The following is a 26,149-nucleotide window of genomic DNA, read 5'->3' on the forward strand; positions in this document are numbered from 1 at the left end:
GGAAACCGTTCCGCACACGGGTTTTCCGGTACTGGCCGACATTGCGCGGCCGGTGCGGTCGAGCACTGTTCGTGGGCCGTTCGGCACCGGCAAGGAAGATCACCCGACCGCTGCGGCGACGCGGCGGGATCTCGCCGACCGACCGGCCCGGCCAGGGGCCCTGACCCGGCCGCGTTCCGCGCTCGCGGCCGGGTCAGGGTGCCGCCTCTCTGCTTGAGTGGTGCACGAGGTGCACACCGCGGGGAGGCGCAGGCGTGTCGGGAACGAGTTCGGAACAGGGCGGATCCGCCTACGAAGCAGCGGAGATTCCGCAGGTCACCCTCGGTGGTCCCGGCACGGGCGGCGGCTACACCGTCGACCCCGACGGCGCCCCGAGACTGATCCGCGCACTGAGAGAAGCCCGCGAGAAGCTCGCGAGCATCAGTCGACTCCACGAAGGTCTTAGGGATGTGCCTAAGCCCGAAGATCCCTACAGCACTGCGGCAGTCGAAGTGATCATGCGACGACTGGGTGATGAGCCCGGTGGCTACGCTTGGGCGAACAAGGCGGCGATCACGCAGTTGGACGCGATGATCGCGAAGCTGGAGGCGACGCTGAAGATCTACCAGGACGCCGAGGCGCGGAACCGTCGCAAGTTCGGCCGGGGGGTGTGATGCGGCGCTGGGCGTTGTGCTGCCTGCTGGTGTTGGCTGCATGCGGTCAGGTCACCGTCGGGCAGCCGACTGAGTTCGTCAGAGGTGCCGACAGCACGGTCCCGCCGCCGATCACGCAGCTGGAGCTGTCCTTCAAGAGGTTTCTCGCCAATCCGTGCGATCTGCTCTCGCGTGAACAGCTGGTGACGATCGGCATCGTCGCTGATCCGGGCAAGGTCGAGGCTTCGCCGCTCGGCCCTGACTGCGTGTGGCAGGCCGACAGGTCGATGGACACCGGGATCGCGGTGTCGTTGCTGGACAAGGGCGCTGGACTGGGTCCGGCCTACCAGAACCGGGGCTGGGGCTACTTCGCCGAGACCACGATCGGCGGTTATCCGGCGATCCATACCGACAACGTCAAACCGGTCGGACGGGCGACGCCGGTCGGGATGTGCTTCACCACGGTCGGTATCGCCCCGTTGGTCGCCTTCAAGGTGCAAGCGGTCACGCACCAGCCGAATCCCGACTACGAGCAGCCGTGCAAGGCGTCGGACCGGGTCGCGACCTGGGTGCTGGAGAAGCTGAAGGCGGGCTCCTGAGCGGCGACGCCGGGGTTCGGCAGTCTTCAAGACCACCACACCCCGCTTTCGATCATCGTCAACCGCCCCCTACCCGGACGGCTCCGATGGCGTGTCGTCGTGGGAGGCCGCTGGGGCGGGGGGGGTGTGCGGGACGTGAAGACCGGCGAACCGCCCCGGGCCTGGAGAAGCTGAAAGCGGGCGCCTGCGCGGGGGTGCACGGCCTAGGGTAGGCGACTGTGAACCGCACCTTTCAAGTCGACCTGCGCGGCGTCGTTGACCTGCTCAGCCACCACCTGTACTCCAGCCCTCGCGTCTACCTGCGGGAACTGATGCAGAACGCGGTCGACGCGGTCACCGCCAGGCGCGCGGTGGACGGGGAGGCGCCGGAGGAGATCGCGGTGGTGATCGAGGATCGGACGCTGACGATCACCGACACCGGGGTCGGCCTGACCGAGGAGCAGGTGCACGAGCTGCTGGCGACGATCGGCCGCAGCTCCAAGCGCGACCAGCTGGGCTTCGCCAGGCACGAGTTCCTCGGCCAGTTCGGCATCGGCCTGCTGTCGGCGTTCCTGGTGGCCGACGAGGTGCGCGTGATCACCCGCTCGGTCGAGGGCGGTGCGGCGGTGGAGTGGGTCGGGCGCTCGGACGGCACCTACCGGATCGGCCCGGCCGAGCGCGAGGCGCCGGGGACGACGGTGGAGCTGACGGCGCGGCAGGGCTCGGAGCAGTGGTTCGCCGAGGACACGGTCACCGAGCTGTGCGCGCTCTTCGGATCGATGCTGCCGTTCACGGTCACCGTCCAGGGCAAGGCGGTCAGCGGCACGGGAACCCCTTGGCGCAAGGACGATCGAGCCCCCGGGCAGCGCATGGCAGACCTGGTGGGCCACGCGCAGGACGTGCTCGGCTTCACGCCCTTCGACGTGATCGACCTGAACGTGCCGGAGGCCGGGCTGACCGGCGTGGCCTACGTGCTGCCGTTCCCGGCCAACCCCGCCGAGCACGCGGGGCACCGCGTGTACCTCAAGCGGATGCTGCTGACGGAGAGCTCCGACAGCCTCCTGCCGGGGTGGGCCTTCTTCGCGCGCTGCGTCGTCGACGCGGGCGAGCTGCGACCGACGGCGAGCCGTGAAGCGCTGTACGCCGACGGGCTGCTGGACTCGACGCGGGAGGCGCTCGGCGAGCACCTGCGCGGCTGGCTGGTCGGCCTGGCGCGCACCGATCCCGCGCGGCTGGGCCGGTTCCTGGAGATCCACCACCTCGGCGTGAAGGCGTTGGCGCTGCACGACGACGAGATGCTGCGGCTGGTCGAGCAGTGGATGCCGATGGAGACCAACGTGGGCAGGATGACGCTCGCGGACTTCCGCGCCCGCCACGGGGACGTGCGCTACACGCTCACCACCGACGACTTCCGGCAGATGGCCGCGGTCGCCGCCGCGCAGGGCCTCGCGGTGGTCAACGGCGGCTACACCTACGACTCCGAGATCATCGCCAGGCTGCCGCTGCTGGACCCGGAGCAGTCGGTGCGGCGCCTGGAGCCCACGGACCTGATGACCCGCTTCGACTCGGTGCCCTCCACCACCGAGCTGGAGCTGCGGCCGTTCCTGACCACCGCGCAGCGCGCCATGGACCAGCTCGGCTGCGAGGTCGTGCTGCGCTCCTTCGAGCCCGCGTCGCTGCCGGTGCTGTACCTGGTGGACCGCGCCGCCGCGTTCCAGGCCGAGCTGCGGTCCACGAAGGACAGAGTGGACGAGCTGTGGGCGGGCGTGCTCGCGGCCTTCGACAAGCCCACCGACGACCGCCCGCAGCTGGTGCTCAACCACCGCAACGCCCTGGTGCGCCGCGTGTGCGCGCTGCGCGAGCCGGAGAAGGTCGCACTCGCCGTGGAATCCCTGTACGGCCAGGCGTTGCTGCTCGGGTACCACCCGATCCGCCCCGCCGACGCCGCCCTGCTGAACCGCTCTTTCCTCGGCCTGCTCGACCAGGCCGTTCCCCTGGAGGACCAGCCGTGAGCATGACGCATCAGCAGCTCGACGAGATGATGACGGCCGCGTGGCGGCTGCCCTTCGGCCCCTCGGCGACGGCCGCGGCCGAGGAGATCGTCCGGCACGCCGACGCCAACATGTGGAAGGACCTCCAGTACGCGGGCCGCATCCTGGCCACGCGGTGCTACCAGTTCGGCGCGGAGCCGTCCAAGGCGTTCGTCACCTTTTCCTGGTGCCTCAGCGCGTACGACCGCGGTGAGGCGGACCCGCGCTTCGACCACCAGTTGTTCTGGTACTTCAAGTGGATCGCGGGATCGATGACGAAGTTCCCGGAGGTCCCGCTCGAGCGGGCGCACGCCGTGCTCGACGACATGGAGCGCCGCTACAAGGCCGCCGGGCACGGGCTCAGTCCGGTGCACCAGCGTCGCGAGCAGCTCGCGCGCCACGTCGGCGACCTGGGCACCGCGCGCGAGCAGTACCGGATGTGGAACGCGGCTCCGCGTGACGGGATGGCCGACTGCGTGCGCTGCGAACCCAGTTCCAAGGTCGTCCACCTCGTCCGGCTCGGCATGGACGAGGAAGCCGTCGCGGTCGCCCAGCCCGCGCTGGTCAGCGACTCCGACTGCTCCGAGCAGCCGCAGGGCATCCTGACCAACCTGCTGCTGCCGTACCTGCGCACCGGGCGGCTGGAGGAGGCGGTCGACGCGCATCGCAGGGCCTACCGCGCCCTGCAGCACGACCGCGGTGAGCTGCACGCGATCGGCACGCACATCCATTTCTGCGCGTTGACCGGCAACCACTCCCGTGGCCTCGAACTGCTGGAGCGGCACATCGGCTGGCTGGAGGAGCCGCCGACGCCGTCGTCGGAGATGTGGTTCTGCTGCTCGGCGGCGAACCTGCTCACCCAGCTCGTCGAAGCGGGCTACGAGGACATCACAGTGCAGCGCGAGGGCGGCGAGGTCGAGGTCCGCGCCCTGCTGGCCGAGCTGGCGGAGCGCGCGCGGGCGATCGCCGCGCGCTTCGACGCGCGCAACGGCACCAGCGAGCAGAGCGAGCGCCTGGAACTGTTCATCGGTAGCGCGTCCGTCGTGGAGTACCTGCCGCTGTCCGGGGTGGCCCGCCGCGCCGAGCTGCTGGAGGAGACCGAACCCGAACCGCTGCGGACGACCGAGCTTGAGTCCATTGTGGACCCGACGGCGCTCGCCGACCTGGCGGAGCTGGAGTTCCTGCGGGACAACGACGAAGCCTCGCTGCTGGCGTGGGAGCGCTTCGACGAGCTGTGCCCGGAGCCCACGACCGTGCTGCTCGCCCGCCGCGTCACCGGCCTCGGCGCGCACGCCGCGCGGGAGGAGCCGGAGGAGGCCGAGCGGCACTGGCTGCGCGCGCTGGAGCTGTTCACCGAGGCGGGGGAGGGGGCGCTCGCGCTGTCGGTGCGCAGCCGCATCGGCATGATCCGCTGCCTGCTCGGCCGCGACGACGAGGGCCTGCCGCTGGCCGCCGAGGCCGTGGACGGCTTGGCGGACAAGGGAGAGACCGACCAGCTCGTCCGCGCGTTGTCCCGGCTGGCGACCTGCCACCAGCTGCGCCAGGAGTTCGACGAGGCATGGGATCTGCTGGTGCGCGCGGAGAAGCTCGCCGAGGCCGCCGGTGATCCCGAACTGCTCGCGGACATCGTCCTGGCCATGGCGCCGCTGCTCGTGCAGCGCGGTGCGATGCCCGACGGGCTCGCCGCCGCCGAGCGCGCGATCTCCTTGTACAGCGGCGTTCCCGGGACCGACCGCATCCGGCAGGCGCAGTTCATGGCAGCCAACCTGCGCGCGGGCTCCGGCGAGTTCGACGCCGCCGACGCGCTGCTGGCCGAGGCCGCGCACAGCACGTCGCCGTTGCTGCGCGCGGCGGTCCTGCACACGCGGGGCCGCGTCGCGCTGGACCAGAACCGCTTCGACAACGCGGTCGACCACCTCACCGACGCCGTGGCGGTGTTCAGCAATGCGGGGGAGCCCGTGCACGCCGCGAACGTGCGTGTCGACCTCGCGGCGGCCGCGCTGAACAACGAGCAGTTCTCCGACGCCGCCGACGCGGCCGAGGAGGCGCTGCCCGTGCTGGAGCGCTCCGGCGACGTCGATGAGATCTTCCGCGCGCGTTTCCTGCTCGCCAAGGCCTACGAGAACCTGGGGCAGCCCGGCCAAGCCGTCGATCTGCTCGACCAGGTCGCCGCGCACTTCGTGTCCACCGGCAACATGGTCGCCGCCGCGCAGATGTTCACCAACGGAGGCGTCATCCTCGACCGGCTCGACCGCGACGGTGAGGCCGGGGCCCACTACTCGGCCGCCGCGGACGCCTGCGACGCCGCGGGGGACATGCGGCTGGAGGAGGTGGCCAACCGCAGGGAGGCCGCGCTCTCCTGGCACTGGGCGCAGAACATGGAGCGCAGCATGGCCGAACTGTCCACTGCGGACAGTCTCGCCGACGGGCTCCCCGAGGACGATCCGCACGCGCTGTGGCAGCGCACGCTGCTCAACTACGACGGCGCGCGGATCTTCGCCAACGTCGGCGACTTCGGTGTCGCGCTCAACCGGACCCTGGTCGCCATCAAGGGTTTCCGCGCCCTCGAAGCGACCGCCGAGGCCGTCATCGCCGAGGTCATGCGCGGCAGGCTGCTCGCCAACCTGGAGCGCCGCGAGGAGGCGATCACCGTGCTGACCGCCGCCCTCGCCGACGTGCCGGAGGAGGCCGCCGGTCAGCGCGAGCAGATCGAGGCGCTGCTGGCCGAACTGCGCGGCTGAGCCAGATGACCTCGCGGAGCGCGCTCGCGACCTCGGCGGGCGGCAGCGGGGTCGCGATCTCAAGCCTGTAGTCGATGGCCACTCGCGCCTCGCACAGCTAGGCCCTGTCCTGTCAGTCATCAGGTTTGCTGGTCTTCAAGACCACCCAACCCCCACCCCACCGTCTCCAACCACAGCAAACCCCCCCGCAACACCGCAGGGTTTGGGGCGGTTAACGATGATCAACAGCGGGGTTTGCTGGTCTTGAAGACGCCCCAACCCCCGGCGGCACCGTGACCGGAACACACAACGCAACCACTTACAGGACGAGCCCTAGTTGCGGAAGGGCCCCGCCGGAATCTCGGCGGGGCCCTTCGCGGACTTCACCTACAGGCGCGGGTCCACGGGTTCGGATTCCAGGGCCAGCGTGGCGAACACGGGTTCGTGCACGCGCCACAGCGGCTCTCCGCGCACGGCTCTGTCAAGGGACTCCAGGCCGAGCGCGTACTCGCGCAGCGCCATGGATCGCTTGTGCCCCAAGCGTCTTTCGCGCAGCCGCGAGAGGTTGACCTCCTCGGTGTAGTCCGGGCCGTAGATGATCCGCAGGTACTCGCGCCCTCGGACCTTCACGCCCGGCTGCGCGAGGCCGCGCTGGGCACGGCTGAGGTTGGCGTGCGGCTTCACGACCATGCCCTCGCCGCCCGCTGCGGTCAGGGACTCCCACCACGCGGTCCCGGCCGCGATCGACTCCGGGTCGGTGGTGTCGACGAGCAGGCGAGCGGTGCGGCGCACCAGCTCAGGATCGGCCTCCACCAACCGATCGGCGATCGCGAGGTGCCAGGAGTGGTCGCGGTCGTGGTAGGTCGCCCCCTCGGTCGCGAGCACCTGGAACGGCGCGAGCGAGATGCCGTCGAGGCCCGAGGTCGGCCAGCAGTACCGTCGGTAGGACTCGGTGAAGGCGACGGCGTTCGACGACCGCGATGTGGTCCGCGCCAGCAGCGCGGTCACGTCGACCCCGCGAGCCACCGCACTCTCCAAAGTGGATACTGCGACGGGCAGCGCGGTGCGAGCGGCAGCTCCGACGGCGGCGTACTGGTTGCGCAGCAGGTCCTCTGCCTTGGCGGACCAGGGAAGCAGCTCGCAGTCCAGCATCAGCCAGTCGGTGCCCAGCTCCGCCCACAACCCCGCCGTCGCCACGGCCGAGCGCAGCCGGGCCAGCAACCGCTCGGTCATGTCGCCGTCGAAGAACGGGCGGCCGGTGCGCGTGTAGATCGCGCCCGTGGCCCCGTTGCGTGCCCCGAACCGAGACGCCGCAACGGTTTCGTCGCGGCACACGATGGCGACCGCGCGCGAGCCCATGTGCTTTTCTTCGCAGATGACCTGCGCGATGCCGTCGGCCCGGTAGCCGTCGAAGGCCTCGGTCGGGTGCTCCAGTAGGCCGGGCAGCGCGGTCGTGGCGCTCGGCGCCATGGTCGGCGGCAAGTAGAGCAGCCATCTCGGCTCCATGGCGAAGCGGCTCATCACCTCAAGGGCTCCGGCCGCGCTCTCCTCGCTGATGCTGATCCGGCCGTGGTGCGCCGTCTCCACCACGCGCTTGCCGAGCACGTCCGTGACGTCGAGCGCGTCAGGGTCTCGACGCGCCGGAGCAGCGTCCACTGCGGACGCTGGAAAGGGCTTTGTCGGTTCGTACCAGACCTTTTCGGCTGGGACGGAGACGACCTCCTTCTCCGGGTAGCGCAGCGCGGTGAGCTTGCCGCCGAACACGCAGCCCGTGTCGAGGCACAGCGTGTTGTTGATCCACTCGACCTCCGGCGTCGGCACGTGTCCATAGAGGACCATCGCCTTGCCCCGGTAGTCCACCGCCCACGGGTACCGCACCGGAAGGCCGAACTCGTCGGTCTCGCCCGTGGAATCCCCGTACAGCGCGAAACTTCGCACGCGCGCGGAAGCCCTGCCGTGGTAGGACTCCTTCAGCCCGGCGTGCGCGACGACGAGCTTTCCGCCGTCCAGCACCAGGTGCGAGACCAAGCCGTAGCAGAACTCCTGGACCTCCTTGCGGAACTCCTCGCTCTCCCCGGCCAGCTGCTCCAAGGTCTCCGCGAGCCCGTGCGTCACCTGCACGTTGCGGCCCTGCAAGGCGCGCACGAGCTTGTTCTCGTGGTTGCCCGGCACGGCGAAGGCGTGCCCCGCGCCGACCATGCCCATCACCAGGCGCAGCACGCCGGGCGAGTCGGGGCCGCGGTCGACGAGGTCACCGACGAACACCGCGCGCCGCGAAGGGTGCGCGGCGTCGACAGCGCGGCCCACCGAGTCCCGGGTGATCGTGTAGCCCAGCGACACCAACAGGCTCTCCAGCTCGGAGCGGCAGCCGTGGATGTCACCGATCACGTCGAACGGTCCGGTCTCGTGCTTGAAGTCGTTGAGCAGGCGCTCGCGGACGATCTTCGCCTCCGCGACCTCCTCCTCGCTGTGCAGCACGTGGACCTTGCGGAAGCCCTCCTTCTGCAAGAAGCGCAGCGACCGCCGCAACTGCGCGCGCTGACGCCGCACCACGTGCTCGCCGAAGTCGCGGTCCGGCCGCGAGGCGTTGCGCTCGTGGCACACCTTCTCCGGCAGGTCGAGCACGATCGCCACCGGCAGCACGTCGTGCGCGCGAGCCAGCTCGACGAGCTTCTTGCGCGACTCGGGCTGCACGTTCGTCGCGTCGATCACCGTCAGCCGCCCGGCCGTGAGCCGCTTGCCCACGATGAAGTTCAGGACGTCGAAGGCGTCAGCGCTCGCGGCCTGGTCGTTCTCGTCGTCGGCGACCAAGCCCCGGCAGATGTCGCTGGAGATCACCTCGAAGCGACCGAAGTGCTCCCGCGCGAACGTCGACTTGCCCGAACCGGAGGCGCCGACGAGCACCACCAAACACAGCTCAGGAACCTCTAGTGTGCTCATTTCTCCACCCCCAGAAGGGAAAACACGGCCATCTGCGTCGGCGACCCCAATGCGGGGTCCTCAGGTCCTACGGGCAAGTACCTGACGCCGTAGCCGTGCGCCGTCGCCACACCGGACGCCCACGCTCGGAACTCCTCGCGAGTCCACTCGAAGCGGTGGTCGCGGTGCCGCATCGTGCCTGCGGGAAGGTCCTCGTACAGCACGTTGTACTCGACGTTCGGCGTCGTCACGATCACCGTGCTCGGGCGTGCGTGCCCGAATACCGTCGCGGCGAGCGCGCCGAGCCGAGGTGGGTCGACGTGCTCGACGACCTCCACCAGCACCACGGCGTCGTAGCCGCGCAGCCGCTCGTCGCGATAGGTCAGCGAGGACTGCGCCAGCGTCAGGCGCTCGCGCTGGCGGTCCGGCATGCGCTCCATGCGGAGCCTGCGCGCGGCGATCTGCAGCGCGCGGTGCGAGACGTCCACGCCGAGCACCTCGCTGAAGGACGCGTCCGCCAGCAGGTCCCGCAGCAGCGCGCCCTCACCGCAACCGAGGTCCACCACGCGCGACGCTCCGGCGGCCCGCAGCGCCGCGAGCACGGCACCGCGCCGCTGCTGCGCGAGGGAGACCTTGCGCTCCGGCACCTCCGCCTCGGACTCCGGAACCGCGTTGTCCAGCGACTCCGGCTCGGCGTCGTCGACCTCGGCGAGCCTGCCGGTCGCGGTGACCACCAGCTCCCGGCGGTGCGCCAGGTAGCGGCGCGTGATCAGCTCGCGCTCCGGGTGCGCCGCCAGCCAGCCCTCGCCCGCGCGGATCAGCTTGTCGACCTCGTCGGTGCTGACCCAGTAGTGCTTGGTGTTGTCCAGCACGGGAAGCAGCACGTAGAGATGGTTCAGCGCCTCCGCGAGCCGGATCTCCGCGGTCAGCGTCAGGTCGACGTAGCGGGAGTCGCCCCACGCCGGGATCTCCGGGTCCAACGGCACCGCCCGCGCGTCCACGGCCCAGCCCATCGGCTCGAACACGCGCCGCGCCACGTCCGCCCCGCCCTTGCAGGGCAGCACGGGAATCCTGATCTCCAGAGGAAGAGGTCGTCCTGGCAGCTCCGGCCTGGCTTTGCACTGGCCGGACATGGCCGTGCGGAAGACCTTGCCCATGGCCACGGCCAGCATCGAGGACGCCGCGTACGGCCGGTCGTTGACGTACTGGGTCAACGAGAAACCGTCGCTGGGGCGACGGCCGCGCACGAGCGCGACCGGATCCACCTCCAGCAGGAGCGCGGCGGTGCAACGCCGGTCGGTGGCCTCCGGGTAGAAGACGTGGGCGGAGCCGCCGGACACGGCGAACGTCTGGGCCTTCTCAGGGTGCTTGTGCAGCAGGAAGCCCAGGTCGCTCGCGTGCTCGGCGGTGGAGGAGATCGTCAACAACACCGCCGCAGTCTGTCACTCGGCCCGGTGAGGCCGGAGCCCATTTTCTCGGGACCGTTGCCACGATCGGGTGTGACGTGGGTCGAACCGCGTCAGAGTCGGGGAACCCCGTCGTCACGTCCGTGCCGCCAGCAAGGGCGAGGGAAGGACGAGGGCCATGAACAGCGAACACACCGAGATCCGCTCCGCCGCGATGTTCGACCTGCTGACCTCCACGCCGGTCGCCGTCGAGGTGGAGTTCAGCTACTCCACCCGCGACCCGTACGCGATCCAGGTGCTGTTCAACCCCTACGGCGACCAGAGCGTGCAGTGGATCCTCGCCCGCGACCTGCTGGCCGACGGACTGCTCGCCGAGGCCGGCGAGGGCGACGTGCGGATCTGGCCCGTCATGGACGAGCTGGACGTGGTGGTGCTGGAGTTCACCACGCCCGCCGGGCAGGCCCGCTTCGGCGCCGACCCCGAAGACCTCGTCGACTTCCTCAACGAGACCTACGAGCTTGTCGAGCCGGGCCAGGAATCGCGCTGGTTCGACTTCGACCAGGAAATGGCCATGCTCAGCGGCGACGCCAAGCAGTAGCCCCGGCCGGTGGCACCGGGGTTCGCCGGTCTTCAAGACCGCCCAACCCCCACGCCCACCGTCTCCAACGACAGCAAACCCCGCAGGACCGCGTGGTTTGCGGCGGTTAACGATGATCAACAGGTGGGTTTGCGGGTCTTGAAGACGCCCCAACCCCGGCGGCACCGTGACCGGAACACACGGCGCAACCACTCGCAGGACAGGCGCTAGTCGCGCTGTTCGCGGTTGTTGAGGCCGTAGAGGATGCGCTGCATGACCTCGTGACCGATCTCGGAGTCGTCTTCGGGCTGTTCGGCGGCGATGCGCTCCGCGGCACGGGAACGCCTGCGCTCGCGGCGCGGCAGCGGTACGGAGGAACCGGTCAGCCCGGCGGGCAGCGGCAGCTCGTGCGCGACGAGCCTGCCGTCGTCGACCTCGACGATGAGGCGGTCCCCGCTGACCAGCAGCCGCACGGTGACCAGGCCGGGCGCCTTGGGGTCGGCGTCGTCGACCTTCTCGGCGACGAGCTGGCAGGCGGCGCGGCTGGTCTCCTCCACCATCGGTCGCAGCGACCACTCGCTCAAGGTGAACCGGACGAAGAGGTCCGTGCAGTTCACTGCGCTGGGCAGCGCGATGAGTTGGAGGTCGTCGACCTGTGCGGTGTCAGAGTTCACCCGGGTCCTTCCGTCGTCACCGTGCCCGTTGCCGAGAGCCGTATCTTGCCAACCCCGTCCTTCGCCCTGAAGGCGGGTCTGGTTAGCCCATTCGGGCACTGCAACATGCACGCTCCCGGGCCTTGCATTCTGCGCCCGTGATTTCTTCAGTGCAGGGTGAAATCAAGCTTTTCGAAGAGCGACCTCCTTGCGTCGCTTGGTGATCCCTCCGGTCAGGGTGGTGATCAACAACGCGGGGGACGGGGTCGTGGGTCATAAACAGAGCGGCTGCTCTAGTATTGTCGGCGTGACCGGTTCGGGGGAGCGCGTCGTCGCTCACAAGCAGTGGGAACGGAACCTCCTGTGGTTCGGGGCGCCCGCGCTGGGGGCGGTGTTCGGCTGGCTGGTGAAGCCGCTCGCGGAGTGGGTCCTGACCCTGCGATGGGTGCCGATGCAAGGGCCCTTCAAGCTCGCGGAGCAGGCGCCATCGTGGGTGCTGGTCTGCGGCGGTGCGGTGCTCGGCCTGGGGTTCGCCTTCCTGGGAGCACTGGACATGACGGAGGTCTCGGTCTCCCGCGAGCGCGTGGTCTTCCGGCGCGGAGACAACACCACGGAGGTCGACGGCACCGAGGTCGACGCGGTTTTCCTTGACGGCAAACGACTTGTGCTCCTCGGCCCGGACGGGGCGGAGTTGGCGGCGGAGAAGACCGATCTGCCTGCGGCGGAGCTGCGCGAGGCGTTCGGGGCGAGCGGCTACCGCTGGCTGGACGAGGGTGACCCGCACGCGGCGGAGTACCGGCTCTGGGTCGAGGACACCCCGGATCTGCCCACGGGCGCGGATGCCTTGCTGAAGGCCAGGAAACGGGCGATCAGCGGCGGCGAGAGCGAGGACGTGCGGCTGCTGCGCTCCGAGCTGGGCAGGCTGGGCGTGGTGGTGCGCGACGACGGCAAACGCCAGTACTGGCGGATGACCGGCACCGGGTGATGGCTCGCACGGTCGATCCGGCCAAGCACGAGGCCAAGCGACTGCTGATCCTCGAAGCGGCTGCGGAGTGCTTCGCCCGCAAGGGTTTCGAGCGGACCACCACCGCGGAGATCTGCGGGCGCGCGGGGATCAGCTCGGGCAGCCTGTTCCACTACTTCCCCAGCAAGCGCGCGATCTTCGTCGGGATCTTCGAGCTGGACGGGCGGGAGCACGCCGAACTGCTGGAGCGCGCGAACGAGGTCGAGGACCCCGTCGCCGGGCTGCTGGCGGTGGTGGACGGGCTGGTGGGACCGCTGTCCGATCCGAGCGCGCCCGGGTTGGTCGCCGAGGTCTCCGCGCAGGCCGGGCGCGATCCTGAACTGGCGGAAGTGCTGGCGCGCAACGAGATCCAGTTGCAGGACGGGCTGAAGGGGTTGCTGGTGCGCGCCGCCGGGAAGGGGCTGATCGATACCGGGCTCGACCCGGGGCGCGCGGCCGGGTGGATCGCCGCGCTGGTGGATGCCGCGTTCTTCAGGGTGAGCATGGACCGGAACCTGGTGGTGGCCGAGGAGGTCGAGATGCTCCGCCTTATCCTGACCAGGTTCCTGAACGTCCGCTAGCAGAGGAGAGAAGCGTTGGGGCGCGAGCAGATCCCGGTCGTGATCGTCGCCGGGTTCCTGGGCTCGGGCAAGACGACGCTGCTCAACCACCTGCTCTCGGCCAGTGGTGGCACGCGGATCGGCGTGGTGGTCAACGACTTCGGCAGCATCAACATCGACGCGATGCAGGTGGCAGGGCAGGTCGACTCGATGATCTCGCTGGGCAACGGATGCCTGTGCTGCCTGGTGGACGCCTCCGGCATGGACGAGCTGCTGGAGCGCCTCGCCCGGCCCGGCGCGGGCATCGACGTGATCGTCATCGAGGCCAGCGGGCTCGCCGAACCGCGCGACATGATCCGCATGGTGCTGGCGAGCGACAACCCGAGGCTCTGCTACGGCGGGCTGGTCGAGGTGGTCGACGGCGCCGAGTTCGAGTCCAGCAGGCAGCGCCACCCCGAACTGGACAAGCACCTCAGGTACGCGGACCTGGTGGTGCTCAACAAGATCGACCGCGTCGACGCGGAACGGCAGGAGTCGTTGCGCGCCAAGGTGATCGAGCTGAGCGAGGGCAAGCCGGTGCTGCCGACCTCGCACGGCCGCGTCGATCCCGCGCTGCTGTTCGAGCAGCGGCCGAGGCGCGAGGAGGTCGTGCGGCAGCTGTCCTTCGACGACCTGGCGCACGACGACGACCATTCCGGTCATGTGCACGCGGCCTACGAGAGCGTGGAGTTCAGCTCGGCGCTACCGCTGAACCCCAGGCGCCTCATGGCCTTCCTGGACTCCAGGCCGGCCGGGCTGTACCGCGTGAAGGGGTTCGTCCACTTCGGACTGGCGGGGCACCGGCAGAAGCACGTGCTGCACACCGTCGGCGGGTTCCTGCGGTTCGAGCGCTCACGGTGGGAGGAGGGGCAGGCACACCACACCCACCTGGTGCTGATCGGATCGGGCATCGACGCGGACGCCGTGCGGGCCGCGCTGGCGGAGTGCGTGGAGACCGACCCCGCGCCCTCGGACAAGCAGGCGATGCTGCTGATCGCGCCGTACCTGCGGTAGGGGGATCAGGAAGCGCGGTGGTTCAGGAGGCGCGGTGGGCGCCGACCGGGATCGGTGCGGCGTCCTCCTCCTCGAGCCGGCGCGCGGCGGTGCGCAGGCGCAGCAGCGCGGGCTGCATCGCCGCCGGGTCGAAGGTCTCCGCCGACAGCGCGGCGCGGGCCTTGGCCAGCAGGGCGATCGTGTCGGTGACGGCACCGTGCGGTTCGCGGACGGCGAGCGCGGTCAGGGAGGGTTCGATCACGGCGAGCTCGGCCTCGAACTGGATGACGAGCTCGGAGATCGCGGCGATCGGCAGCTGGTGGCCGGAGAGGGCGCGCAGGCCTCGGACCATGTCGTCGACGACCTGGCGCAGCGCCGCGATCACGGGCATATGACTCACGTGCGCAGTGTAGGCGAATGCTCGACCATTCGTCGCAACCACATGCGCCTTTTGGATCATGAGTGCGTTTTCGGGTGAAGATCGACTAAAGGGACGTTCCGGCGGGGAGGCTCGTGCGCCCTCCGGCTAGGGCAAACGCCAAGATGTCTGACGGGCAAGGGAAAATCTTCCGCCGAAGATGATGTGCGGGCGGGATCGGCTCAACCGGACGGTCGTCGGTGCCGGGCGTAGTCCTTGGCGCGCAGGGAAAATGCCGGACCGCGGAGAAGGCGTGCAGGGGGTGCCGACTTCGACGCGGTCCGACTCGGAACCTCTAGCAGTTGCGGCTCACGACGTTGCGCCAGGTGCGACCGTTGGCCTGGCCGTACTCGACGCCGTTGAAGAACGGGCGGACGCGCTCGGTTCCCGGCCCGCCCCACGAGGCGAAGCCGTCACCGTTGCGGTCGAAAGCCTGCTCGTAGTGCAGGTGCGGGTGACCGTTCGAGGTCGGCCCGGTCTTGCCGACGCGACCGATGATCTGGCCGCGGGTGACCCGCGCGCCGACCGCGACGGCCCGCGACTGGAGGTGGATGCCGGTGGTGAACCAGCCGCCGCCGTGGTTGATCTGGATCATGTTGCCCGCGTTGGAGTGGTAGAAGGACTGGCGCACGACGCCGTCGGCCGACGCCCGGTACGGGGCGCCCTCGGTGCCGACCTGGTTGGGCTCCTTCACCATGTCCAGCGCGGGAGCGTGGGCCCAGGTGTCCAGGCGCCACTTGGAGTTGCAGTCGAACGGGAGCTGGAAGGCGGGCCTGGCGGCGATGGACGCCTCGTCCGGGGCGGGCGCCGCGTTGGCGAGCGCGGGCAGACCTGCCGAGAGCAGGATCGCGGTGAACACGCCGATGGTGGTGCGGTGCATTCGAACCCTCCTGGTGTGGTTGGGAAAGCGAATGCCCAATGACGGTAGGCGGGTGCACTTGCACATCGCCTACGTTCAACCCGAGGCCGAATCCCGCAGGTCGAGAAGCGCTGTCATCACCCGAAGGACCACGCTCCGTCGCCGAGCGGGAACGCGCCCGCGCGGCGGAAGCTCGTCTGTCTCCACGCCGCGATGACCCCGGTTCCTTCGACGCGGGTGTGCGGACCGAGCGTCCGAGGGCACACCGACAAGCTTCCCGCCACGGTCCTCGCCGCGAACTCCCATCCGGGGAAGGGAGGCGGCGGGTTCGGGTGATGTCCGCGCCGGCCGATCCGGACGCGCAGCTCGTCAACGGTCGGCGTGCGGCCGGTCACCGGGTCCGGAGGTCCGATGCGCGGAATCGCTTCGCCGTGCCCGCACGTCAGCACCGTGACACCAGATTCGGCGACACGCCAGCTCGTGTGCTCGCCGCCCCCGGCATCCGTCAGTTCCGTGTAGTGGTGAGCGGTACCGAAGCGACGACTGAGTTCTTCGCACAGGCGGCCGGCGTCCTCGACGAGGAAATCTCGGGAGAGCAGGAGAGTCCACCCGTCCAGCACGGGAGTCACGAAGACCTGGTCGTGGTGCCAGTCCCAGCCGGAGGTGAAGAGACCGAGACCCATGCTCAGGGTCACCGGTAGCGGATCGCACAGGCCCAACGCGTCCAGAACGGCGGCTTGGTCGCTCGTGGACACCGCGAACCACGTGACGTCGTGGAACGTCACCAGCGCGGGAACTTCGGGCTGCGCCAGCTTGGTCCGGATCAGCCGCTGGAGCAGCGCTCGGTCGGCCGGTTCGATCTCGTACCAGCCGATTTCGGCCAAGAAGTAGAGCGCGGCGTTGCGCGCCTTGACCGGCATGCGTGAGCGCCGCACGGCCCGCATCAGCTCGGCGAGGGAGTTGCGGTCCTTCCCCGGCACCCCCTCGACAGGTAGCCAACGCAGACCCCGGGCCGCTTCCTGCCTGATCCACTCGATCTCACTGCCCAGCAGGGCCACCCACGCCGGAACGTGGGGATGGCGGCTGGCGCCCCCGTGCAGCTCCAGTTCGGGCAGCACGCCGCCACCGAGCGGACCCGGTGCTGGCCGGTCTGCCCACTGCGAGCTCAATCGGCTCAGGCGTGTCCCCGGGCGCAACCCCACCTTGGCGGCCAACTCCTCGTCGATCGCCGCACCGGCTGGAAGGGCGGACAGTTCGTGCGCCGGTGAGAAGGATTTCATTGGTGCTGAGCCCTTTCCAGCACTGTCTGCGCGGCGGCCCTCGCCTGGCCGACGGGGTCGTCGAGGTGGCCGATGAGCAACCCGATCAGCGCGCCCTCGTAGAGCAGAAGCACGCGCTCGCCCGCCTCCGCCGATCCCGTCAGCTCGCTCAGCCGGGCGAGCAGTTCCGCCTTGTGCCGGTTGATCACCGCCCACGCGGGGTGCTCGCGGTCGGTCAGCTCGGCCGCCGCGTCGACGAAGGCGCAGCCGCGCTCGACCTCGCCGGAGTCCGCCCACGCCCGCAGCGCGTCGAAGACGGACAGTGCTTTGTCCATTGTGGACTCGGCGGCGTCGGTGCGTTCGGCCCAGTTCCGCGTCCAGCGCTCGTGCCGGTGTTCGAGGTAGGCGACCACGAGGCCGTCCTTGCCCGAGAAGTGGTGGTAGAGCGTCATCGTGGCCACGCCCGCCCTGCCGACGGCGCGGTCGACCGGTGTCGCGGCGATGCCGTCCCTGCGGAACAGCTCGTCGGCCGCGGCGATGAGGCGTTCGCGGGCGGTGCCGCGCGGCGGGGTGGGCTTGCGCTTCGTCGGCATGCGAGTGAGTATAACGTGCGTTCTAGTAGAACGGGCGTTATAGGAGGATGCGTGAGACCTGGCGAAGCACGGCTGGTCGCGGCCGGAGTGGCCGTCATCGCCGTCACCTACGGGCTCGGCCGCTACGCCTACGGGCTGTACCTGCCGGAGTTCCGGGCCGAGTTCGGGATGAGCGCGGCCACGGCCGGTGCTCTGGCGTCGGCGGGCTACGCCGCCTACTGCTTCGCTGTCGTGCTCAGCGCGCTGCTGACGGCGCGGTGGAGCGACCGGGGGACCGCGGTGCTGGCGGCGGCGACCGCGACGACCGGGACCGCGTTGATCGCCACCGCGAGTTCGGGAACGGCTTTCGTGCTCGGCGTGCTCGTCTCGGGCACGAGCACCGGGCTGGCCACGCCGCCGTTGGTGTCCATGGTGAACCGGGGCGTCGCTGAGGCTCGTCGTGGTGCGGCGCAAGCGATCGTCAACGCGGGCACGGGAGTCGGAGTGCTCGTGAGCGGACCGTCGGCGTTGCTCGCCAGTGGGAACTGGAGGGTGGCGTGGGTGTTCTTCTCCGCGCTGAGCCTCGCCTCGGCTGTCGCCGTCTTCGTCGCGGGCCGGGATTTGCCGGTGAGCCAAGGAAAAGTGGTGCGTGCTGGGCGGACACCCGTACGGTTGGTGATCGCCAGCGCGGTCGTCGGTGCTGCGAGCGCGGCGTTCCTGACCTTCGGGAGGGATCTCGTGGTCACCGTTGGCGGCTTCGACGGCGGGCGCTCGGCGCTGTTCTGGATCGTGCTTGGTGCGGCTGGGATCGTGGCCGCGATGACCGGTGACGTGGTGGCGAAGGTCGGACTTGAGCGAGCTTGGCGGCCGTTGACCGCCGCACTCGCCGCTGCCACGGTTTTCCTTGCTGTGACGCCAAGTGTGGCGTTCGTTGCGGCTGCTGTCTTTGGTGCGAGCTACGTTGCTTTGACCGCGGTCATGGTGTTGGCCGCTGGCAACGCTTCTGCCGTCGCGGCGTCGTTCCTGGCGCTGTCGACCGGTCAGGTCGTCGGCGCCGCGGTGGTGGGCTGGCTGATCGACGCGGCGGGGTGGCTGCCCGCCTTCGCGGTCGCCGCCGGTGTCGCGCTCGTCGCGCCGGCGGTCACGGCAGGCTCGTCGAGCCGACCAGTCCGTGCAGCTCGCTGACCGCCTTCGTGACCGCCTTCGTCGCGGTGGGCCACGAGGTGTTCTTCGGCCAGCTCGTCAGCACGACGACCACGTACTTGTGTTTGCCGCCAACCATTCCCGTCGTGTTGAGCACCACGCGGTCGTCCGTGCTGCCCCAGCCCTGCTTGATCGCCCACTCCCGGTCGGAGAGCCCGCTGGGGATGCCGAAGTACTGGTCGAACCCGTCCGCCGCAGTGCGCGGAGCCGAGGAGAGCGCGTCGGTCAGCGCGATGCGCCGCTCCTTGGGCAGCTTCGCCGAGATGTGCTGGTAGATCCGGGCCACGTCGGCGGCCGAGGTCAACGTCTCGCCCCAGCGGCCTGCCCTGGCGGGCGGGCGCGTGTGCTGGAGCCCGATGCGCTCGTTCATCCTGCGCACGATCGCCGCGCCGCCGTTGGCCGTCCAGAGCTCGCTGGCCACCTTGTCATCGCTGAGCGAGAGCATCCGCTCCAGCCCTGCGGGATCGGACTCCTTGCCTGCCAAGGCATCCAGGGCGATGAGCAGCTTCACCACCGAGGCGGAGGGGAACAGCGCGGAGGCGTTCGCCCCGGCCACGTCGGTGCACCCGGTCAGGTCCACCATCGCGATGCCCGCCGACGCGCCGCGCGCGGCCGACTGGATCGCCCGCGCGGCGTCCTTGACCTCGGCGGACTGGCGGGAGGGCGAGATCTCTCCCGTGCACGAGGAGGCCCACGCGTCCCGGCTGGGCCACAGTGCGACGCCGAGTGCGACGGCGAGGGCCGCGGTCACCACCGGTGCCACGACCAGGAGCGTGCGTCGTTTCATGCTCAGAGGACGCGCCGTCCGAGCGAGGGTTGCACCCTTTCACCAATTAAGTAGTGAAAGGGTGGTCAGGGGCCGGGGAAGTGCTCCGCGCGCACGTCCGTGTACAGCGCGTCCAGGTCCGCCTTGCCCAGGCCTGCGGCGCGCGCGTGCCCCATCCACTTCGCCAGCTCGTAGCGCAGCGGTGAGTTGCGGCCGGTCTGCCCCGAGCCCAGCGAGCGGCGCACGAAGGTGCCCATGCCGCGCTTGGCCTCGACCAGCCCGGCGCGCTCCAGCTCGCGATAGGCCTTCAACACTGTGTTGGGGTTGATCGCCGTCGCCTCGACGACCTCGCGCGCGGTCGGCAACTGGTCGCCGGGGGAGAGCATCCCGAGGCGAAGGGCCTGTTCGACCTGCTGGACCAGCTGGACGTACGTCGCGACGCCGGACCGCTGGTCGATCCGGAACTCGATCACGCGGTCAGCATAGCCGTGCCCCCTGTGACGACGCGCTCACCTGCAAAAACCGCTGGATCCGCTGACTTAGGATCCCGTCATGAGCACTGGGGGAAGCACGCGCAAGATCTGGATCGGCATCGCCGCGGGCGTCGTCGTGGCAGGCCTGGTCGCCGGAGGGGCGATCTGGCTCTTCGACGAGGACCTGCCGCTCGGCACCAAGGAGGGCGCGGAGGCAACGGCCTTCGGCCCCGACCGCTTCGGCAAACTCAAGATCGGCATGACCAAGGACGAGGCCATCGCCACCGGCGCGCTCGGCCCCGGCCCGGTGGCTGTGGTGACCGGCTGCGAGGACTACTCCTTCGTCGGCGGCCCGTTGCCCGAGCCCGCGCGCATGGCACTGGAAGCCGCGGCGGAGAAGAGCTACGACGCGGCCAAGAAGGAGAACGACGACATCCGCGTCAAACTCGACGAGCACCGCGCCAAGGGCGGGAAGTCGGCCGAGGACTACGCCGTGTCGGCGGATCTGTTCGCGAAGTCGGCGGAGGCGCTGAAGAAGATGTCCGTCGCCTCGGCGGAGTCTTCGGCGCGGTCGTCTTTTCGGATTCGGCGGTCGAACGAGTTCGGGGGTGTGTCGTTCGGGGGCGGGAAATTGAGGCTGATCTCGGCGCCACCGTTCGCGAAGACCGAGGAAGGTGTGGGGCGCGGGACGTCCGTGGCGGATTTGAAGAAGGCTTATGAGGGTCGGGGGATGGTGGAGGACCGGGGGCGGTACTCGGTGGCCGTGGAGGGGAAGCCGGAGTGGAAGCTGGCTTTTGATGTCGAGGACGGGAAGGTTGCTTCGTTCTTGATGTTGAGCTCTGGTATTCGGTGTAAGTGAGGGTTTGGCTGGTTTCTGGTGGGGGACGGCTGGGGTTTCTGGTCGGGTACGGCTGGGCTTTCGGCGGGGGACGGCTGGGTTTCCGGCTGGCACCGGCTGGGCTTCCTGGTGGGGTACGGCTGGGCTTCCAGTTGGCACCGGCTGGGCTTCCAGCGGGGGGACGGCTGGGCTTCCAGCCCGCGTCGGTTCCAGCGTGGGGGTCGGCTTGACCTGGGGCCCCTTGCGCGTGCCGTGGTAGGCCGGGCGGGCACGGGATGGATCCCGGCCCTCGCGGACAAGCGTATGGCACGCGCACCCCAGGTAAAGCCGACCCAGTTTTGTTGTGCGACTTACGTTCCAGCGTGGGGCTTTTTCGGCGTTGTCGACGCCTGGCAATTCATCCTTTAGAGCCATGATCGTCTATTTTATTCGTATAGAATAGGAGTATGGACCCTGATGCCGTCCTGAAGGCGGCCTTCGTGGGTATGGGTAAAGCCGTGGCTGAGTTTTCGGTGACCCTGCTCCACTATGTATCTGATCTTGAGCCTCGTGATCGGGAATTTTCTGAAGAGCTGTTGATGCGTGAACTGCGCGTGTCGAGGGTGAAAGCGGGTTGGTTGATTGACCGTGCCACCGACCTCACCTCCCGCCCGGGAGTGTTGAAGGCGATGGTCGAAGGCCGAGTTGATGAGGGCAAAGCGCTCATGATCATCGATCTGCTGCGGGTTCTCTCGGCCGCACACGCGGCGGTCGCTGAGGAGGCGTTGTTGGCGCATGCGGAGAAGAACTCCTACTCGACCACGCGGCAGTACGCGGTTCGGTTCATCCACCGACTTGATCCGAAGGCTGCTGAGCGTAGGTTCACGGAGAAGCGCAAGGCCCGCATGGTCGAGAAGATCAACCTCGACGACGGCATGGCTCTCATCCGGTTGATGATGACCGCCCATGACGCGGCGATGGTCTATGACCACGTCAACCGCATCGCCCGATCCCTCCCGAAGGATGACCGGACTCTGGATCAGAAGCGGTCCGATGTCGCCCGGGACTTGTTGTTGGGCCATGACACTCCGGCGCCGCAGGGTCAGACGATGGTGTATCTGACGATGCCGATCACCTCAGCCTTCGGTATGACCAACGACCCCGCGATCCTCGGCGGCTACGGCCCCATCCCGGCCCGCATCGGCCGGGACATCGCCGCAGGCGGCATCTGGAAGCGGATCTTGACCGACCCCATGACCGGCATGGCTGAAGAGATCAGCCACGTCTACCGGCCATCCCCGCAACAACGCGAACTCATCGCCGCCCGGTATCCCACGTGCATGGCGATCGGCTGCAACCAGCCAGCTCATCGCTGCGACCTGGATCATTGCTGCCCGTTCGACGGGACGAACACGACACTCAACAACCTGCGGCCGAAATGCAGGCGCCATCATCGGATGAAGACCCACTCCAACTGGAAGTGCACCAACCAACCCGACGGGACACACACCTGGACCACACCCAACGGGAAGACCGAGGACGTGCACCCGGTGCCCATCGCCGAACCGGCGCCGTTCTAGGGAGCACTAGGCTCCGAAGATGGGTGAAGCGCTGAGCTGGGCTGAAACCGTGGTGGGACAACGGGTCGTGAGTTCCCGTGGACTGCGCGAAGGCGGTGCGCCGTGGCTGCTGACGTACACGGACGGCACGGAAGCGGTGCTGCGCGGGGGAGAAGAAGGCTTCGTCACGGAGGTGGCGGCGCTGCGGGTGGCCGAGGAGAACGGTGTCCCGGCGCCGAGGCTGATCGCGGTCGGTGAAGGGCTGATGCTGCTCACGGTGGTGGCGGGGAGCAGCAAGATCCCGGAGCGGGCCACGGCGGAGCGGTTGGTGGCACTGGGCGCGGCGGCGGCCGGGGTGCACGGGGTGGAAATGGCTCCCAGCAAGGACTTGCCGGTGCGGAGGCGGCCGATCGAACTCGCCGATTTCGATCGGTGGCGGGAGCGGGACGGGGCCTCGGCGTTGCTGGTGGAGGCGGCGGCCGCTGTGGCCGAGGTGGCTGAGCCGACAGGGGTGAGCGTGTTCGTGCACGGGGACCTGTGGCAGGGCAACACGATGTGGCTCGACGGGGCGCTGACGTCCATTGTGGACTGGGACTGCGCTGGGGTGGGGCATCCCGGGGTGGACCTGGGATCGCTGCGGTGCGACGCGGAACTGATGTTCGGCGGAGGGGCGGCAGCGGCGGTGTTGACGGGATGGCGGCAACGGGCCGGGCGAGCCGCCGAGGACGTGGCCTACTGGGACGTGGTGGCCGCGCTGGCCACGCCCCCGGACCTGACCGACTGGGAATCGACGATCCAGGACCAGGGGCGAGCCGACCTCGACGGCGCGACGTTGACCGCGCGGCGCGACGCGTTCCTGCGAAGTGCGCTGGACTCGCTCAGCTAGAGCTTCACCAGGTGACGGGCAGCGACGCCAAGCCGTAGACCACGGAGAACGCGCGGAACTCGACCTCCTCGACGGGGACGGCCGGGCGGAGCTTGGGGAAGCGTCGCAGCAGCGCGGGGTAGGCCACGCGCATCTCCATCCGGGCCAGCGGCGCGCCCAGGCAGTGGTGCACGCCGTGGCCGAACGCCAGGTGCGGGGCGGTCTTGCGGCCGATGTCGAGCTGCTCCAGGTTCTCGCCCATCGCCGGGTCGCGGTTGCCCGCCGGGATCGAGAAGATCACCAGATCGCCCTTGCCGATGCGCTGGCCGCCGAGCTCCGTGGCCTCGATCGCCCAGCGCGGGGCGATGGTGTGGGTGATCGACATGTAGCGCAGCAGCTCCTCGACGGCCGCGTCGACGTGCTCGTCGGACGCGGCGAGCGCGCGCTGGTCGGGGTGCTGCAACAACTTCAGCGTGCCGAGGCCGAGCATGTTCGAGGTGGTCTCGTGCCCTGCCAGCAACAACAGGTCGGCGACCCCGACCAGCTCGGCGTCGGTGACCTTGTCGGCGTGCTCGCGGATCAGCATGCCGATCATGTCCTCGCCGGGGTCCGCGCGCTGGCTCTCGACGAGCTTCGCCATGTACGCCAACGACTCCTGGGTCGCGGAGAGCCGCTCCTCCATCGCGACCGACATGTCCAGGCGGAGGTTGCTCAGCCGCTGGAAGTCCTCGCGGTCCTCGTACGGCACGCCGAGCAGCTCGCAGATCACCAGCGACGGGATCGGCAGCGCGAACGCCTGCACCAGGTCGACCGGGGGCCCGGCCTGCTCCATCGCGTCGAGGTGCTCCTCGACGATCGCCTCGATCCTGGGCTGGAGCCTGCGGATGCGCCGCACGGTGAACTCCGGCGTGAGCAGCCTGCGCAGGCTCGTGTGCTCCGGCGGGTCGTAGTTGAGCAGCATCCCGGAAGCCTCCTGCCGCGCGAACGGCGGCAGATCGGCGGCGTGCCGGGGGTTGTTGGCGAAACGGGAGGCATCGCCCAGCGCCTCGCGGATCAGCTCGTAGCGGGTGACCAGCCAGGCGTCCGCGCCCCACATGGTGCGGATCTTGGTGACCGGGGCCCGCTCGCGCAGCGCGGCCAGCTCGGGGGTGGGGTCGAAGGCGTCGCGCCGGATGTGCACGGGGGCCTCGGTCATCACGGGCAGAGGGCTGTCGGTCATCGCGGTCCCGTTCCTGTGGTGGGTCAACCGCTAATCCGATATGGAACTCTCGGTTAGCTCCCCACCGAAGCTAGCACAACTGATAGCCCACTCTCATCTGATACCGTCACGTCCATGAACGCCCCAGGTCAGCGACCCCTGCGCGCGGACGCGCTGCGCAATGCGGAGCGCCTGGTGATCGCCGCGCGCCAGTCCTTCACCGAGGACGGGCCGGAGGTCTCGCTGGAGGAGATCGCGCGCAGGGCCGGGGTCGGCGTCGCCACGCTCTACCGCCGCTTCGCGAGCAAGGACGACCTGGTCGCGGCCGTGCTGGTGTGGCGCTATGACGAGCGCGTGGCGCCGGTGCTGGAGTCCGCGCTGGTGTCGGAGGACCCGTGGCAAGGCGTGGTGTCGTCCCTGGAGTCGGCGCTGAACCTCGCCTGCGAGGAGCACTGCACCTTCCTCGCGGCGAAGAACCTCGGCGCGGTCGGTGAGAGCCTGCACGAGCGTTTCTTCAGCGCGCTCAACGTGATCGTCGCCAGGGCGCAGGCCGCCGGGTGCGTTCGCGCGGACCTCACCCCGGAGGACCTGCCGCCGCTGACGTACATGGTGATGGGCGCGCTGCGCGTGGTGCGCTCGCCGGAGTGGGACTGGCGCCGCTACCTCGCGCTGGTGCTGGACGGCCTCCGCCCGGAGGGCGCGACGCCGCTGCCGGAGCTGCGCGGCTAGTGCGCTCCCAACAACGTGACGCCGAGCGAGTCGCCGCACTGCGGGCCGCGCCGTTGACCTACCCGTCCGAAGGGGCGCCGCCGCCGGGGTTTCGGACGTTCACGCACAGCGCGGTGCTGCCCGAAGGCGCCGATTTCGCTTCAGCGACAAGGGATTTGCTCAGCTGGCAGGTGCATCGGCGCGCGGGCTTGCACGTCGTCGCCTCCGAAGAGCCGCTGCGGCTGGACACCGTCGTGGTCCTGCGCATCGGCTTCGTGCGTGCTCCGTGCCGAGTCGTTCGCGTGATCGCTGAGCCACGGCAGAGCGGCTTCGCTTACGGCACGCTGCCAGGACATCCGGAGTGCGGCGAGGAGGAATTCGTTCTACAGCAACAGGATGACGGCAGCATCACGTTCACGATCAGCGCGTTCTCCCGACCGGCGAGCACCTTGGCCAAGCTCGCCGGTCCGCTGGCGCGACTGGTTCAGGACGCCGTCACCGGCCGCTACCTCCGCGCGCTCGCCGGTTAGCGGGCGTCCAGCTCAGCCGCTTCCTCCGGCGTCGGCGCGGAGCCGCCGAGGTGCGCGGGCTGCCACCACGTCTCGTCGGGAGCGGGGCTCTCCGGGTACGAGCGCTGCGCCTTGTCGAGCAGTTCGGTCATGCGCTCGCGCAGCTCGGCGGTGACCTCGTTCGGGTCCTGCTCGGGAGTCGGGTGCAGCGGCTCGCCGATCAGGATGGTGATCGGCAGGTGCCGCGTGCCGAGCGCGCGCGGACGGCCCTTGGTCCACATCCGCTGCGTGCCCCAGACGGCCATCGGCAGTAGCGGCGCGCCTGCGGCGGCTGCCATGCGGGCGGCCCCGGACTTGATGTCCTTCACGGTGAACGAGCGGCTGATCGTGGCCTCGGGGAACACCCCGATCACCTCGCCGCCGCGCAGCGCCGCCAGCGCTTCGTCGTAGGCGGCCTCCCCGGCCTTGCGGTCGACCGGGATGTGGTGCATCCCGCGCATCAGCGGCCCCGCGACGACGTTGTCGAAGACCTCCTTCTTCGCCATGAAGCGCACCAGCCGGTTCGCCGGCTGCGCGCCGAGGCCGCAGAAGATGAAGTCCAGGTAGCTCACGTGGTTGCTCGCCAGCACCGCTGCGCCCTCGTTGGGGACGTGCTCTGCGCCTTCGACCCTGATCCGCATGTCCAGAACGCGGAACATCGTCTTCGCGAGCGCGATCACCGGGGGGTAGACGATCTCAGCCATGAGTGTTCATCGACCGATCTGGGGCAGGGGAAACCGGACATCTCGAAGTTAGGGCGTGCTGAGCGGCCCGCGCTATGTCGTGGGTCACGT

The 26,149-nt window shown here is 69.5% G+C and carries 25 protein-coding genes; 14 read left to right on the plus strand and 11 right to left on the minus strand.

Going from position 1 to position 26,149, the window contains the following annotated elements; genetic code table 11:
- The first annotated feature begins 254 nt into the window (after positions 1-254).
- The 4 genes from ABD798_RS00900 (at position 255) to ABD798_RS00915 (ending at position 5,981) form a co-directional block, all read left to right on the plus strand.
- Positions 255-653 (plus strand): hypothetical protein, encoded by a 399-nt coding sequence (locus ABD798_RS00900; RefSeq protein ID WP_344870479.1) that lies wholly within the window; start codon positions 255-257, stop codon positions 651-653.
- Entirely contained in the window at positions 653-1,231 is a 579-nt protein-coding gene (locus ABD798_RS00905) for a DUF3558 domain-containing protein (protein WP_344870480.1), read from the plus strand. The genes ABD798_RS00900 and ABD798_RS00905 overlap by 1 nt, the downstream gene beginning before the upstream one ends.
- Positions 1,232-1,449: 218 nt before the next feature.
- On the plus strand, positions 1,450-3,222 hold the full coding sequence (locus tag ABD798_RS00910) for an HSP90 family protein (RefSeq protein ID WP_344870481.1): 1,773 nt from the start codon (positions 1,450-1,452) through the stop codon (positions 3,220-3,222).
- Complete coding sequence (locus tag ABD798_RS00915; RefSeq protein ID WP_344870482.1) at positions 3,219-5,981, plus strand: tetratricopeptide repeat protein; 2,763 nt, start codon at positions 3,219-3,221, stop codon at positions 5,979-5,981. The genes ABD798_RS00910 and ABD798_RS00915 overlap by 4 nt, the downstream gene beginning before the upstream one ends.
- A gap of 366 nt (positions 5,982-6,347) precedes the next feature.
- On the opposite strand, the gene ABD798_RS00920 is transcribed toward ABD798_RS00915, so the two are convergent.
- A complete protein-coding gene (locus tag ABD798_RS00920) occupies positions 6,348-8,900 on the minus strand; it encodes a polynucleotide kinase-phosphatase (protein WP_344870483.1) in 2,553 nt (850 codons plus the stop codon).
- Positions 8,897-10,309, minus strand: a complete 1,413-nt coding sequence (locus tag ABD798_RS00925) for a 3' terminal RNA ribose 2'-O-methyltransferase Hen1 (protein ID WP_344870484.1) — start codon at positions 10,307-10,309, stop codon at positions 8,897-8,899. The genes ABD798_RS00920 and ABD798_RS00925 overlap by 4 nt, the downstream gene beginning before the upstream one ends.
- A 154-nt stretch (positions 10,310-10,463) precedes the next feature.
- On the opposite strand from ABD798_RS00925, the gene ABD798_RS00930 reads away from it, so the two are divergent.
- Positions 10,464-10,883 carry an SsgA family sporulation/cell division regulator gene (locus tag ABD798_RS00930; RefSeq protein WP_344870485.1) on the plus strand — a complete coding sequence of 140 codons (420 nt, stop codon included), beginning with the start codon at positions 10,464-10,466 and terminating at the stop codon, positions 10,881-10,883.
- Positions 10,884-11,089: 206 nt separating this feature from the next.
- On the opposite strand, the gene ABD798_RS00935 is transcribed toward ABD798_RS00930, so the two are convergent.
- A complete protein-coding gene (locus ABD798_RS00935) occupies positions 11,090-11,536 on the minus strand; it encodes an ATP-binding protein (protein ID WP_344870486.1) in 447 nt (148 codons plus the stop codon).
- 286 nt (positions 11,537-11,822) lie between these two features.
- On the opposite strand from ABD798_RS00935, the gene ABD798_RS00940 reads away from it, so the two are divergent.
- From ABD798_RS00940 to ABD798_RS00950, 3 genes are read left to right on the plus strand one after another with little or no spacing between them, the layout of a single operon-like run.
- Positions 11,823-12,500 carry a YqeB family protein gene (locus ABD798_RS00940; RefSeq protein ID WP_344870487.1) on the plus strand — a complete coding sequence of 226 codons (678 nt, stop codon included), beginning with the start codon at positions 11,823-11,825 and terminating at the stop codon, positions 12,498-12,500.
- Positions 12,500-13,099 (plus strand): TetR/AcrR family transcriptional regulator, encoded by a 600-nt coding sequence (locus ABD798_RS00945; protein ID WP_344870488.1) that lies wholly within the window; start codon positions 12,500-12,502, stop codon positions 13,097-13,099. Before ABD798_RS00940 ends, ABD798_RS00945 begins: the two co-directional genes overlap by 1 nt.
- A 15-nt stretch (positions 13,100-13,114) precedes the next feature.
- Positions 13,115-14,131 carry a CobW family GTP-binding protein gene (locus ABD798_RS00950; RefSeq protein WP_344870489.1) on the plus strand — a complete coding sequence of 339 codons (1,017 nt, stop codon included), beginning with the start codon at positions 13,115-13,117 and terminating at the stop codon, positions 14,129-14,131.
- Positions 14,132-14,153: 22 nt separating this feature from the next.
- Here ABD798_RS00950 and ABD798_RS00955 read toward each other — a convergent pair whose 3' ends face one another.
- The 4 genes from ABD798_RS00955 to ABD798_RS00970 all read right to left on the minus strand — a co-directional run bounded on the left by ABD798_RS00955 (position 14,154) and on the right by ABD798_RS00970 (position 17,239).
- Positions 14,154-14,510, minus strand: coding sequence for a hypothetical protein (locus tag ABD798_RS00955; protein ID WP_143261848.1), 357 nt, complete (start codon positions 14,508-14,510; stop codon positions 14,154-14,156).
- A gap of 313 nt (positions 14,511-14,823) precedes the next feature.
- Positions 14,824-15,408, minus strand: coding sequence for a M23 family metallopeptidase (locus tag ABD798_RS00960; RefSeq protein ID WP_344870490.1), 585 nt, complete (start codon positions 15,406-15,408; stop codon positions 14,824-14,826).
- 116 nt (positions 15,409-15,524) lie between these two features.
- A complete protein-coding gene (locus tag ABD798_RS00965) occupies positions 15,525-16,667 on the minus strand; it encodes a hypothetical protein (RefSeq protein WP_344870491.1) in 1,143 nt (380 codons plus the stop codon).
- The gene (locus ABD798_RS00970; protein ID WP_344870492.1) at positions 16,664-17,239 is read right to left on the minus strand and encodes a TetR/AcrR family transcriptional regulator; all 576 of its coding nucleotides are present in this window, start codon (positions 17,237-17,239) and stop codon (positions 16,664-16,666) included. The genes ABD798_RS00965 and ABD798_RS00970 overlap by 4 nt, the downstream gene beginning before the upstream one ends.
- A gap of 51 nt (positions 17,240-17,290) precedes the next feature.
- On the opposite strand from ABD798_RS00970, the gene ABD798_RS00975 reads away from it, so the two are divergent.
- Positions 17,291-18,403 carry an MFS transporter gene (locus ABD798_RS00975; protein WP_344870493.1) on the plus strand — a complete coding sequence of 371 codons (1,113 nt, stop codon included), beginning with the start codon at positions 17,291-17,293 and terminating at the stop codon, positions 18,401-18,403.
- Here ABD798_RS00975 and ABD798_RS00980 read toward each other — a convergent pair.
- Together ABD798_RS00980 and ABD798_RS00985 are read right to left on the minus strand one after the other, a co-directional pair.
- Positions 18,360-19,184 (minus strand): serine hydrolase, encoded by an 825-nt coding sequence (locus tag ABD798_RS00980; RefSeq protein ID WP_344870494.1) that lies wholly within the window; start codon positions 19,182-19,184, stop codon positions 18,360-18,362. The genes ABD798_RS00975 and ABD798_RS00980 overlap by 44 nt on opposite strands.
- Positions 19,185-19,273: 89 nt before the next feature.
- Positions 19,274-19,660: a GntR family transcriptional regulator gene (locus ABD798_RS00985; RefSeq protein ID WP_344870495.1), complete on the minus strand. Its 387-nt coding sequence runs from the start codon at positions 19,658-19,660 to the stop codon at positions 19,274-19,276.
- 79 nt (positions 19,661-19,739) lie between these two features.
- Here ABD798_RS00985 and ABD798_RS00990 point away from each other — a divergent pair, with 79 nt between their 5' ends.
- From ABD798_RS00990 to ABD798_RS01000, 3 genes are all read left to right on the plus strand, one after another.
- Positions 19,740-20,519 (plus strand): hypothetical protein, encoded by a 780-nt coding sequence (locus ABD798_RS00990; protein WP_344870496.1) that lies wholly within the window; start codon positions 19,740-19,742, stop codon positions 20,517-20,519.
- A 425-nt stretch (positions 20,520-20,944) separates the two neighbouring features.
- The gene (locus ABD798_RS00995; protein ID WP_344870497.1) at positions 20,945-22,057 is read left to right on the plus strand and encodes an HNH endonuclease signature motif containing protein; all 1,113 of its coding nucleotides are present in this window, start codon (positions 20,945-20,947) and stop codon (positions 22,055-22,057) included.
- A gap of 19 nt (positions 22,058-22,076) precedes the next feature.
- A complete protein-coding gene (locus ABD798_RS01000; protein ID WP_344870498.1) occupies positions 22,077-22,922 on the plus strand; it encodes a phosphotransferase in 846 nt (281 codons plus the stop codon).
- Between the two features lie 4 nt (positions 22,923-22,926).
- Here the strand turns inward: ABD798_RS01000 and ABD798_RS01005 are convergent, their stop codons facing one another.
- Positions 22,927-24,120, minus strand: coding sequence for a cytochrome P450 (locus tag ABD798_RS01005; RefSeq protein ID WP_344870499.1), 1,194 nt, complete (start codon positions 24,118-24,120; stop codon positions 22,927-22,929).
- 114 nt (positions 24,121-24,234) lie between these two features.
- Here ABD798_RS01005 and ABD798_RS01010 point away from each other — a divergent pair, with 114 nt between their 5' ends.
- Together ABD798_RS01010 and ABD798_RS01015 are read left to right on the plus strand one after the other, a co-directional pair.
- Positions 24,235-24,828: a TetR/AcrR family transcriptional regulator gene (locus ABD798_RS01010; protein ID WP_344870500.1), complete on the plus strand. Its 594-nt coding sequence runs from the start codon at positions 24,235-24,237 to the stop codon at positions 24,826-24,828.
- Positions 24,828-25,337, plus strand: coding sequence for a DUF1990 domain-containing protein (locus ABD798_RS01015; RefSeq protein ID WP_344870501.1), 510 nt, complete (start codon positions 24,828-24,830; stop codon positions 25,335-25,337). The genes ABD798_RS01010 and ABD798_RS01015 overlap by 1 nt, the downstream gene beginning before the upstream one ends.
- Here the strand turns inward: ABD798_RS01015 and ABD798_RS01020 are convergent.
- Positions 25,334-26,059, minus strand: coding sequence for a lysophospholipid acyltransferase family protein (locus tag ABD798_RS01020; RefSeq protein ID WP_344870502.1), 726 nt, complete (start codon positions 26,057-26,059; stop codon positions 25,334-25,336). The two genes, ABD798_RS01015 and ABD798_RS01020, sit on opposite strands and share 4 nt — an antisense overlap.
- Positions 26,060-26,149 lie beyond the last annotated feature (90 nt).

The organism is Allokutzneria multivorans (genome assembly GCF_039537405.1).
GTDB lineage: Bacteria > Actinomycetota > Actinomycetes > Mycobacteriales > Pseudonocardiaceae > Allokutzneria > Allokutzneria multivorans.

Bases quoted from the DNA above. Each gene is read 5' to 3' on its own strand.
- ABD798_RS00905 (WP_344870480.1), top strand. From the start codon at position 653: ATGCGGCGCTGGGCGTTGTGCTGCCTGCTGGTGTTGGCTGCATGCGGT.
- ABD798_RS00920 (WP_344870483.1), bottom strand. From the start codon at position 8,900: ATGAGCACACTAGAGGTTCCTGAGCTGTGTTTGGTGGTGCTCGTCGGC.
- ABD798_RS00930 (WP_344870485.1), top strand. From the start codon at position 10,464: ATGAACAGCGAACACACCGAGATCCGCTCCGCCGCGATGTTCGACCTG.
- ABD798_RS00945 (WP_344870488.1), top strand. From the start codon at position 12,500: ATGGCTCGCACGGTCGATCCGGCCAAGCACGAGGCCAAGCGACTGCTG.
- ABD798_RS00960 (WP_344870490.1), bottom strand. From the start codon at position 15,408: ATGCACCGCACCACCATCGGCGTGTTCACCGCGATCCTGCTCTCGGCA.
- ABD798_RS00965 (WP_344870491.1), bottom strand. From the start codon at position 16,667: ATGAAATCCTTCTCACCGGCGCACGAACTGTCCGCCCTTCCAGCCGGT.
- ABD798_RS00970 (WP_344870492.1), bottom strand. From the start codon at position 17,239: ATGCCGACGAAGCGCAAGCCCACCCCGCCGCGCGGCACCGCCCGCGAA.
- ABD798_RS00990 (WP_344870496.1), top strand. From the start codon at position 19,740: ATGAGCACTGGGGGAAGCACGCGCAAGATCTGGATCGGCATCGCCGCG.
- ABD798_RS00995 (WP_344870497.1), top strand. From the start codon at position 20,945: ATGGACCCTGATGCCGTCCTGAAGGCGGCCTTCGTGGGTATGGGTAAA.
- ABD798_RS01000 (WP_344870498.1), top strand. From the start codon at position 22,077: ATGGGTGAAGCGCTGAGCTGGGCTGAAACCGTGGTGGGACAACGGGTC.
- ABD798_RS01005 (WP_344870499.1), bottom strand. From the start codon at position 24,120: ATGACCGACAGCCCTCTGCCCGTGATGACCGAGGCCCCCGTGCACATC.
- ABD798_RS01010 (WP_344870500.1), top strand. From the start codon at position 24,235: ATGAACGCCCCAGGTCAGCGACCCCTGCGCGCGGACGCGCTGCGCAAT.
- ABD798_RS01020 (WP_344870502.1), bottom strand. From the start codon at position 26,059: ATGGCTGAGATCGTCTACCCCCCGGTGATCGCGCTCGCGAAGACGATG.